General features: G+C 68.9%; 10 protein-coding genes. 1 reads left to right on the top strand and 9 read right to left on the bottom strand.

Features of this window, described 5'->3' with window-relative positions; translation table 11 throughout:
• Positions 1-455 precede the first annotated feature (455 nt).
• The 9 genes from H613_RS0120460 to rpmH all read right to left on the bottom strand — a co-directional run bounded on the left by H613_RS0120460 (position 456) and on the right by rpmH (position 7,270).
• Positions 456-1,553 (bottom strand): ParB/RepB/Spo0J family partition protein, encoded by a 1,098-nt coding sequence (locus H613_RS0120460; protein WP_026925245.1) that lies wholly within the window; start codon positions 1,551-1,553, stop codon positions 456-458.
• A 3-nt stretch (positions 1,554-1,556) separates the two neighbouring features.
• Positions 1,557-2,990 carry a ParA family protein gene (locus tag H613_RS28015; RefSeq protein WP_439330252.1) on the bottom strand — a complete coding sequence of 478 codons (1,434 nt, stop codon included), beginning with the start codon at positions 2,988-2,990 and terminating at the stop codon, positions 1,557-1,559.
• Positions 2,991-2,999: 9 nt separating this feature from the next.
• Positions 3,000-3,569, bottom strand: a complete 570-nt coding sequence (locus H613_RS32960) for a DnaA ATPase domain-containing protein (protein ID WP_500683466.1) — start codon at positions 3,567-3,569, stop codon at positions 3,000-3,002.
• 236 nt (positions 3,570-3,805) lie between these two features.
• Positions 3,806-4,489 (bottom strand): 16S rRNA (guanine(527)-N(7))-methyltransferase RsmG, encoded by a 684-nt coding sequence (gene rsmG, locus H613_RS0120445; protein WP_026925244.1) that lies wholly within the window; start codon positions 4,487-4,489, stop codon positions 3,806-3,808.
• Positions 4,490-4,557: 68 nt separating this feature from the next.
• Positions 4,558-5,055 carry a Jag family protein gene (locus H613_RS28010; protein ID WP_035738795.1) on the bottom strand — a complete coding sequence of 166 codons (498 nt, stop codon included), beginning with the start codon at positions 5,053-5,055 and terminating at the stop codon, positions 4,558-4,560.
• A 68-nt stretch (positions 5,056-5,123) separates the two neighbouring features.
• A complete protein-coding gene (gene yidC, locus H613_RS28005; protein WP_084546811.1) occupies positions 5,124-6,278 on the bottom strand; it encodes a membrane protein insertase YidC in 1,155 nt (384 codons plus the stop codon).
• Complete coding sequence (gene yidD, locus H613_RS30390) at positions 6,275-6,577, bottom strand: membrane protein insertion efficiency factor YidD (protein WP_084546810.1); 303 nt, start codon at positions 6,575-6,577, stop codon at positions 6,275-6,277. Before yidD ends, yidC begins: the two co-directional genes overlap by 4 nt.
• A gap of 10 nt (positions 6,578-6,587) precedes the next feature.
• Positions 6,588-7,034 (bottom strand): ribonuclease P protein component, encoded by a 447-nt coding sequence (gene rnpA / locus H613_RS28000; RefSeq protein WP_035738801.1) that lies wholly within the window; start codon positions 7,032-7,034, stop codon positions 6,588-6,590.
• 98 nt (positions 7,035-7,132) lie between these two features.
• Positions 7,133-7,270 carry a 50S ribosomal protein L34 gene (gene rpmH / locus H613_RS0120425; RefSeq protein ID WP_026925243.1) on the bottom strand — a complete coding sequence of 46 codons (138 nt, stop codon included), beginning with the start codon at positions 7,268-7,270 and terminating at the stop codon, positions 7,133-7,135.
• Between the two features lie 549 nt (positions 7,271-7,819).
• On the opposite strand from rpmH, the gene H613_RS32955 reads away from it, so the two are divergent.
• A partial coding sequence (locus H613_RS32955; RefSeq protein WP_342673029.1) for a DnaA ATPase domain-containing protein occupies positions 7,820-8,918 on the top strand: 1,099 nt, incomplete at its 3' end.

Here is an 8,918-nt window from a genome sequence, read left to right as displayed (position 1 = left end):
CCCGCGCACCCGCGCACCCGCGCACCCGCGCACCCGCGGCGATTATGAACGCCCCCGCCCCGCTCAACTCACGACAGCAGGCGTCACCGAGCATCCCTCACTCCGGGACCACCGCGGTACCCCTCGGCGGACGCGCCTCCCCGCTCGTTCTCCGATCGCCTCGCCACGCGTGTCCCGCCCATGCGAGGCGACACCCGACCGCCCTGCCTCCGCACCCCGGATCCCACCGCAATTAACTGCGCCCCGTACCCGAACACGCCCCGCCGACCGGCCCGCACGCGAACTCGACTGCGATCCTGACCGTGACCACAAACACCGTCACATAAAGCACGCATGACAACACTATTTGTCACACGCACGACCTACACTTCAGACAAGGGGTCCCCCGAGGGGGCAAATCAGCAAATATCCGCTTTCACATTCGGTCCAGGCGGGGAAGCACCGACTCTGCCTCGCTACTTCACGCCGATCTGCTCGACGATCCTGTCGAGGTCGTCGAGCGAGCCGAATTCGATGACGATCTTGCCCTTCTTCCGCCCCCACGAGACGCCCACCTTCGTCTCGAAATGATCCGAGAGGCGCTCCCTCAGCTCATCGAGACCCGGCGCCTTGATCCGGTCCTTCGCGGGCGTCCGCGCCGCATCTCCCCGCGGCTCGTCGAGCTCCGGCGTCTCCTCCAGGCGGCACGCCGTCACGAGTTCCTCGGTGCTGCGCACCGACAGACCCTCGCTGATGATTCGCTCTGCGATGTGCTCCTGCGTGTCGTTGCTGTCGAGCCCGAGCAGCGCCCGAGCGTGCCCCGCGGTCAGCACACCGGCCGCCACCTTCGTCTGCACGGTCGCCGGCAGACTCAGCAGCCGGATCATGTTGGAGATCTGCGGGCGGCTGCGCCCGATCCGCTTGGCGAGCTCCTCCTGCGTCACGTTGAACTCCTCGAGGAGCTGCTGATAGGCCGCGCCCTCCTCGAGCGGATTCAGCTCGACGCGGTGGATGTTCTCCAGCAGCGCCTCACGGAGCAGTTCATCGTCCGAGGTGCGCCGGATGATCGCCGGAACGCTCTCCCAACCGAGCGCCGTGGCGGCGCGGAGCCGCCGCTCCCCCATGACGAGCTCGTACTTGGCGCCGTCGTCGGCGCCGCCCGTCGACTCGCCCTCGGCCTTCTCCCGGACGGCGATCGGCTGGAGCATGCCGACCTCGGTGAGCGAGGTCTGCAGCTCCGCGAGATGCTCCTCGTCGAAGACCTGCCGCGGCTGCTTCGGGTTCGTGGCGATCTCGTCGATCCGCACCAGTTGGAAGCTCGCGCCCGGCACCGGGACCAGATCGGGGCCGATCTCCTCGGTCGTCGATGTTTCACGTGAAACATCGACGACCGCCACGGGCGATGTTTCACGTGAAACATCGCGGTCGCTGGGCATCGTCTGCCGCGGCGCGCCGTTCGCCCGGGGGAGTTCGTCGTCGACCTCATCGACTTCGGTGGTCGTGCTCTCGGCCAGTCCGGTCGGGATCAGTGCCCCGAGCCCGCGACCGAGCCCTCCACGTTTCGCCGCTGCCATCGACTACTTCCCGTCCTTCTCGTTCTGCTGACCCGCACGCCGCGGATTCAGTTTCGCGCCCCGCCGGGCGATCTCCTCGGCCGCTTCGAAATAACTCGTCGCACCCCGCGAACCGGGGTCGTACGTCATGATCGATTGGCCGTAGCCCGGCGCCTCCGAGACGCGGACACTGCGCGGCACCACCGCGTCGAGCACGATCTCGCTGAAGTGACCGCGCACCTCCTGCTCCACCTGATCGGCGAGCTTGGTGCGCTTGTCGTACATCGTGAGCAGGATCGTCGAGACCCGCAGGCGGCTGTTCAAGTGCGCCTTGACGAGCTCGATGTTGCGCAGCAGCTGTCCCAGTCCCTCGAGCGCGTAGTACTCGCACTGGATCGGGATGAGCACCTCTTCGGCGGCGACGAGCGCGTTGACGGTGAGCAGGCCCAGCGACGGCGGGCAGTCGATGAAGATGTAGTCGAGCTCGCCGCCGTAGGCCTCGATGGTCTTCTGGAGGCGGGCCTCCCGGGCGACGACGTTCACCAGCTCGACTTCGGCGCCGGCGAGATCGATGGTCGCCGGAATGCAGTGCAGCGAGGGGATGCCCTCGACGCGCTGCGCGATCTCGTCGAGGGGCATGCCGTCGACGAGCGCCTCGTACACGCTGGGCGTGCCTGCGCCGTGTTCGACGCCGAGCCCGGTCGAGGCGTTGCCCTGCGGGTCGAGGTCGATGACCATGACGCGGTTGCCGTGAAGCGCGAGGGCGACCGCGATGTTGACGGCGCTCGTGGTCTTGCCGACGCCGCCCTTCTGGTTCGCCACCGCGAACACGCGCCGCCGCGGCGGGCGCGGCATGCTGATGGCACCCGCCGGGTTCAGGACTCGGACCGCGCGCTGCGCCTCGCGCGCGAGCGGAAGATCGTCCTCGAGCGGGTTGCCCTGCTGGGGGATCTCGTCGCCTTGATCCTGCACGCGGGTGGCGGAGTCGTCGGCGGGGGCGGTCGTGGCGTTGCGCCCGTTCGCCGATGAAGTCTTCGCGCGCGAAGTGGCCGCCCTCTTGCCGGATCGACGCCCGCTGTCGTCGGTCGCGGCCTCCGGCGCGGTGTGTCGTCCGGACCTACCTCGTTGCGTTGTCGACTTGCGCATTCCGCCCCGTTCCCCGCCGTCGTTCGACAAATCGTCCTGACTGCGGAAGACCGGGTCAGTGCCTCCGGCCGCATAGCCGTAGCTCGGGCCGGTCTCCCTAGAGACCGATTCTGGCCCAGCGGACCCATAGCGCTGCGCTTCGCCACCCGGCGACTGCGAAGTTTCTCGATAACGGCGTCGCCGTGGAGTCGGGTTCTCCTCGCTCACAGCGGCATCGAGGATGTTCTTGATGCGGCGTTCAGCCGGGGTATCGCCGCCGAGAGCGCTCTGGTGTTCACGATCTTCTGGGGGAAGGGGGTCGCGCACATTCACCGCCACAGATTACGGGCCAGATGTTTCACGTGAAACATCGACCCCGTTCTTGAAGAGCCTTACGAGCCATAGATTAGCCCAACGGAACGAAATGCGCCGTTGTCGCGCCGTTGCCGCGGCGACGGCGAATGCGGCGGCGTGGGCGAAGCGGTTGGACGAGCCGATGACGAAGGTGTCGAAGTTGTAGCGCGGGTTGAGGCGCCCGACCCCGTCGGCGGCCGCCGGTGCCGCGGCGGTCTTCACCGTCTTGGACACGCCCCCGCGGCGCTCCGGATCCGGATCGGCCGACGGCGGCGGCGCGACCGGCGGGAAGTAGTTGTGCGGCTGGCTGCCCGAATCAGCGGGCCTGGCCTGCGTCCGAGACCGCTCGGGCTCGGCGGCTACCGGTTCGGGAGATGCCGCTTCAACAGGTGCGGCTTCGCTGGGCGTCGCCTCGGCGGCCGCCGGCTCAGCACGCGGCGATGCGGCGGCCGGCGGTTCGGGCGCTTGTTCGGCGACACCCGGCCGCTCGGGTTCCGCGTGCTCGACGCGCGGGGCGTCGGCGGCCTCGGCGGCCTCGGCAGGCGCCTTCGGCTCCACCCCACGCGGGGCGGCGGCTGGGCGGCTGGGCGGCTGGGCGGCTGGGCGGCTGGGCGGCTGGGCGGCTGGGCGGCCGCCGAAAGATACTGCCTCCCTCGGGATCCCGCAACTTCATCTTCCCGATGTCACCGCTAATGCCGTCTCGGTCAGACCGGATGCTTCTCTTGGAGTTTCGGGGCCGTTCGCAGTGCCGGCCTCTTAATCATCGATCACGCCGAACCAACCGGGTGCCGCGCCTAGCGGATCCTCTCGACCCTCACCACCGTCGTCGGCACCGTGAACACCGGTTCCTCGAGCTTCTTCCGGCCGCATGATTCCACGCCGGCCTTACCCCCGCCAGCGGACTTGATCTGCCGCGCGTCCCGCTCGATCTCCTCGACCGCGCTCTGGCCCTTGATCGCCAGCATCACGCCGCCCACCCGCACCAGCGGCAGGCACCAGCGCGCCAGCTTCCCCATCGGCGCCACCGCCCTGGACACCACCACGTCCGCCCGGCCCTTGGGATCCACCTCTTCGGCCCTGGCCCTGAGCACTTCCACGTTCGCGATACCGAGGGCGTCGATGACCTCCTCCAGGAAGTCCACGCGCCGCTGCATCGGCTCCACCAGCGTCACCCACACGTCGGGCCGCGCCAACGCCAGCGGAATGCCCGGCAGGCCCGCCCCCGAGCCCACGTCGATCACGTCCGCCTCGGGGCCGATCAACTCGCCGATCACCGCGCTGTTGAGCACGTGCCGTCCCCACAGTCGCGGCGCCTCCCCCGGGCCGATCAGGCCCCGCTCGATTCCCGCGGTGCGCAGCAGGCCGACGTAGTCCTCGGCCCGCCTGACGCGCTCGTCGTCGCCGAAGACAGAGGCCAATGTTTCACGTGAAACATTGGCCTCGACGTCTTCAGAGCTCGCAGGCTCCTGTGTCATCAGTTCGCTTCGTCTCTTCTCCGTCGTCCGTGCGGGTTCCGCGTCCGGCGAAACCCGCATACAGGCGGGTGCTACGCCTCGGGCTTCACCACGACCCGGCGGCGCGGCTCGGCGCCCTCGGATTCGCTCTGCACGCCCGCAGTCGCGTTGATGACGTCGTGGACGCACTTCCGCTCGAAGGCGCTCATCGGGTCGAGCTTCACCACTTCGCCGGTCTCGATGACCTTCTTCGCGGTCTTCTCGGCCAGATCGGCCAGCTTCTTGCGGCGGCCCGCGCGGTAGCTGCCGATGTCCAGCATCAACCGCGAATGCTCACCGGTCTTGCGGTACACCGCAAGACGGCACAGCTCCTGCAGCGCCTCCAGCGTCTGGCCCTTGGGCCCGACGAGGCCGCCGAGATCCTCGCCCACGATCTCGACCTGCGGGCGGTCGCCGACCACCAGCTCGTCGATGTCGCCGTCGAGGTCGAGGATGTCCAGCAGGCCTTCCATGTAGTCGGCCGCCACTTCGCTCTGCTCAAACAGTTCGTCTTCGGAGGCCACCTCGTCCTCCCGCACCGTTGCTCCCATAATCGTTAACTACGTCCCATCACTAGTTATAAGCCTAGTTTGCCCCATTGTGGCTGACCCCAAACGGCTTACGCGGCCCGGGAACCGCCCCCCTTGCCTTTTTTCTTTCCGGTCTGCTGGGCGCCGCTGACCTTCTTGGCCCGCGCGATGCGCTCGGCACGCGAGAGGTTCTTGCCCGACCCGGGGCCGCCCTGCCTGGCGTTGCTGGTCGAGGCATTGTCGGTCGAGGCGCTGTTCGTCGAGTTCGAGCCGCCGCCCTTGCTCTTCTGCGAGGCCGCCTTGGCGGCCTGCTTCGGCTTCTGTCCCGGCTTGGGGGCCAGGGACTTCCGGCGCTCCTCGGCCTCCCGCTGCTCGGCGAGCATCTGCTCGTGCGCCTTGCTGCCCGGCTTCGGGGGCTTGTTGGCGGAGTTCTGCGCGGGCGGCGGGTACTTGCGGAGCACGTACTGCTGCTGCGTCAGCGAGAACAGGTTGTTGATGGTCCAGTAGATGACCACGCCGATCGGGAAGACCGAGCCGGAGAAGATCATGACCACCGGGATGCCGTACAGCATCACCTTCTGGATCATGCGCTGGCTGTTGTCCTCGGACCAGCCGGTCTTGAGGATCATCTGACGCGTGGTCAGGAAGGTCGTGAGGATCATCGCCGCGATGAGGATGACCGCGACGATCCGCACCGTGGTCGGGTCGGCGCCGACCGCCTCGATATCGGAGACGGGCGAGCCGAGCGAGGACCAGAACGGCGCCCCGAACAGCTTGGCGTGGAGGTAGGTGTTCCAGTCCGACGTCGGTCCGTCGTTGACGCCCGTCCAGAAGTACTCGGTGGTGTTGATCGTCTGGTGCGGGTCGGGGCGGCGCAGCACCCAGAACAGACCCAGGAAGACCGGCGCCTGGAGCAGGATCGGCAGGCAGCCCATGAGCGGGTTGGCCTTCTCCTTGCGGTACAGCTCCATCATCTCGCGCTGGAGCGTCTCGCGGTCGCCCTTGTAGCGCTCCTGCAGCGCCTTGATCTCGGGGGCCAGCTTCTGCATCGCCCGCTGCGACCGGATCTGCTTCACGAACAGCGGGAACAGGATCACGCGGAGGGTGATCACCATGCACACGATCGCCAGCACCCACGCCCAGTCGGTGGCGAGGGCCTCGGCGCCGTTGAATACGCTGCTCCACAGGTCGTGCCAGCGCAGCAGCAGCCACGACACCGCGATGTAGATCCAGTGCAAAGTCACTGACGGACTCCAGTCATCTCATTGCCGACGGACGGCTCGTCCGCGGTCCGTTTCCCGGACCGAGAGGGAGGCACGGGGTCATAGCCTCCCGGATGGAAGGGGTGACACCGTCCCAGTCGCCGCAGGCTCAACCATATGCCACGGACGGGGCCGTGACTGGACAGCGCCTCGAGGGTATATGCGCTGCAACTGGGGTAGAAGCGGCACCGGTTGGGTATGGCCGGGCTTATCCAACGACGGTACGCGACGATCGGCAGGCTCACCACCCGGGTTACGGCGGTCGAGACCGCGCCGTTCATCACAGGCTCCTCATGGCGGGCCTCCGCCGGGATCCGTCCGGCGCCTGGGACCGCGGGGCCGGCCACCCCGGGCCCTGGCGACGGCTTCGGCCAGGTCGCGGCTCAGTTCGGCGAAGTCGCGGTCGGCCGCCTTGGGGGTGGCCCGCACGACCACGTCGGCGCCGTCGGGCCAGGTCCGCATCTGCTCGGCGACGGCGTGGCGCAGTCGCCGCTTCACCTTGTTGCGGACGACGGCGTTGCCGACGGCCTTGGATACGACAAAACCCGCCCGTGCCGGATCGTGTCTCTCGGCATCGGACGGTGTCGTGCTCGGTGGGTGCTGCGCTTCGCCGCCTTCCCCGCGCGGGGCCTCGCCCGCCCAGTGGACGACGACGCCGCCACGGGCGGCCCTGCGGCCGCGTTTCAGCGCCGAGCTGAAGTCGCGGCTGCGGCGAATGCGCGCGTCGACTGGAAGCACCTGGTTCACCTTCTCCACGGCGCGCGTCGCGGCCGTGAACGCGACCGGCGGCGGCGCTTGCGAGCGGTGGCCCGGCCAGGCAGCAAGCGCCCGACCGCTCAGACGGTCAGGTTCTTGCGGCCCTTGCGGCGGCGGGCGTTGATGATGGCGCGCCCGGCACGGGTGCGCATGCGCAGCCGGAAGCCGTGGGTGCGCTTGCGACGGCGGTTGTTCGGCTGGTAGGTGCGCTTGCTCACGTCGGATTTCTCCTATTACGAATCATTGGACCGCCCCGGCCCTGCTGCGGGACGCAAAAGTCAGCCTAGCAGGGCTTTCATGTACCGCTTCGGTCGCGGACGGCGGGTGTGGCATGCCCCTCTGGTCCGGAGGGCAACTCACTCATGTTACTCGGATCGAAGGAGCGGCCGCCACGGGTGGCCCCGCCTGTGGACGGGCGGTTCCGACCGCCGTGCACACCCGCTGACCGGCCTGTGGATAACTTTGTCCGAGCAGTGGACGCGTTCGGCGTCGCCGCAACGCGACAGCCGCACGGAAAGCACAAAATAGCAGGTCACAGGCATGGTTCGAGAAACTTCGCCGTGAGGCGCGCATGTGCACAGGGCAGCTGAGCGCCTGTGGATAACCTGTGGAAAACTGCTTAGACGCACTGCGGGACGACCGCGTGGATCGGTGCGGGCGGGGATGCTCCGGGCCCTGAGAAATGGGGCCGCTCGGGTGGACCAGTCTAACGCACGCCGCGTCGGCCCGAGCGTCGACGTCAATGATCACGATGAGGGATGGCGAAGGTGACCGACCAAGATCTGGCCGCAGTCTGGTCGGCCGTGACAGCCGAACTGACCGAGGCGTCGGTGCTCACCCGCCAGCAGCAGGCGTGGATGCGGCTGACGCAGCCGGTGGTGGCGGTGAACGGGACGTTCATCATCGCGGCGCCGAACAAGTTCGCCCGAACGGCGTTCGAGTCGAAGCTGCGCGACCCGATCAGCGACTCGCTCTCGCGGCGCCTCGGCCAGCCGACGCAGATCGCGGTCACCATGCAGGACAATTCCGGCGACGCCCCCGCCGAGGCGGCGCCGGCGCGCGCTCCCGAGGCCGACGACACGCTGATCTTCCAGATGCCGCGCGGCGACCAGGCCGATCCGCCCGCGCCGAAGGCGAACGGCGTGCCGCACCAGGCCGCCCCCGCGAACCCGCCGAGCCTGTTCGACACCGAGGCGTTCCGCGCGGTCGAGCGGCCCGCCGCCCCGCGTGGGGTGGAGCCGAAGGCGCCTGCCGAGGCCGCCGAGGCCGCCGACGCCCCGCGCGTCGAGCACGCGGAACCCGAGCGGCCGGGTGTCGCCGAACAAGCGCCCGAACCGCCGGCCGCCGCATCGCCGCGTGCTGAGCCGGCGGCCGCCGAGGCGACGCCCAGCGAAGCCGCACCTGTTGAAGCGGCATCTCCCGAACCGGTAGCCGCCGAGCCCGAGCGGTCTCGGACGCAGGCCAGGCCCGCTGATTCGGGCAGCCAGCCGCACAACTACTTCCCGCCGGTCGCGCCGCCGCCGTCGGCCGATCCGGATCCGGAGCGCCGCGGGGGCGTGTCCAAGACGGTGAAGACCGCCGCGGCACCGGCGGCCGCCGACGGGGTCGGGCGCCTCAACCCGCGCTACAACTTCGACACCTTCGTCATCGGCTCGTCCAACCGCTTCGCCCACGCCGCCGCATTCGCCGTCGCCGAAGCCCCCGCCAAGGCCTACAACCCGCTGTTCATCTACGGCGGATCCGGCCTGGGCAAGACGCACCTGCTGCACGCGGTCGGCCACTACGCCCACGACCTCGGCACCGCCGTCTCGGTCCGCTACGTGACCACCGAGGAGTTCACCAACGACTTCATCAACTCGCTCTCCG

Origin of the sequence: Glycomyces arizonensis DSM 44726, assembly GCF_000482705.1 — a bacterium.
In the GTDB taxonomy this organism is placed as follows: domain Bacteria; phylum Actinomycetota; class Actinomycetes; order Mycobacteriales; family Micromonosporaceae; genus Glycomyces; species Glycomyces arizonensis.
This window is presented reverse-complemented; position numbering and strand designations above follow the sequence as displayed.